This window comes from Pantoea sp. Pa-EAmG (genome assembly GCF_030024295.1).
GTDB lineage: Bacteria > Pseudomonadota > Gammaproteobacteria > Enterobacterales > Enterobacteriaceae > Pantoea > Pantoea dispersa.
In genome coordinates, this window is sequence record NZ_JASEWO010000370.1 from 1 (window position 1) to 1,000 (window position 1,000).

Here is a 1,000-nt window from a genome sequence, read left to right on the forward strand (position 1 = left end):
TATACAGGCCGCTCTGGATAATTTCCGGGCTGTCTTCGAAGTCCTGACGCAGGTCATCTTTGGACATATCCAGCAGTTCAACCTTCACGTTCTGGCGAAAATCGGTTTTGTCGACCAGCGATTTCACACCGCGCCACAGGCTTTCTACCGCCTGGAATTCGTCGCTGTGCATGACAGCATCAAGCTGACGGCTAATCTGGTAGTCCAGCTCCGAGATATGATGGTCAATCAGGTTTTTGTCGAGTTTTTCAACCTTTGAGCCCGATTTAGTCAGGCATTCCAGGAACACCTGCATGCCGGCCGTTAAACGTTCATCCGCAGTCGCATCCGACATCGCCTGCGCGTCCTGCCAGATATCCAGCGCGCTCAGTTCAGCCACCGGGTTCAGGTTGATTTTTTCAAACAGGGAGGCGTAAACCCCACCCGCAGCAGGACGTTCCAGCACCACGCTTTCGCCACCTACGGCATTCTCATTTTTTACAGACATCAACATCTTCCTTATTAATCCGTTAAATCATCGTGACCGTTATGGCTGTTTCGGGGCCAGGGCAGACAGCTCTGAGCGAAGTTCTGCGCTTAACGCCGGGTCGCGCAGAATTTTTTCCAGCTCTTTCCGGAAAGCCTGGGTGTCCAGCAGGTTTGCTTTTAAATCGCGAAGCAGATTGCGCATGGAAAGCATTGCCTTCAGCTGAGGGATTTGCCGGGAAACCTGCTCCGGGGTGAAATCCTTCATGCTCCGGAAGGTCAGGCTGATGTTGTCTTCGCTGCCGTCATCAGCCAGCGTGTTTTTAACGGTCAGACTGACGTTTGGGGAATATTCGGACAACACTGAATCCAAATTATTTTTATTCAAATCAACTTTTTTGCGCTCTGATAGAGACGCAGACTCCTGACCGTTACTAAAGTCGCCCGCCACGAGCAATTTCAGGGGGAGCTCCGTTTTCTTGCTCGCGCCCCCCGTATGTAAATCGAGTTTTAAATTAATACGCGCTTTAGGGAT

The 1,000-nt window shown here is 51.1% G+C and carries 2 protein-coding genes; both read right to left on the reverse strand.

Translation table 11 applies throughout. The annotated features are described in order from the left end of the window. Positions 1 to 493 (reverse strand): type VI secretion system contractile sheath large subunit (locus tag QMM04_RS22700; protein ID WP_282997132.1); only part of this gene is annotated, 493 nt, incomplete at its 3' end. 33 nt (positions 494 to 526) lie between these two features. Then, positions 527 to 1,000 (reverse strand): type VI secretion system contractile sheath small subunit (gene tssB / locus QMM04_RS22705; protein WP_282997133.1); only part of this gene is annotated, 474 nt, incomplete at its 5' end.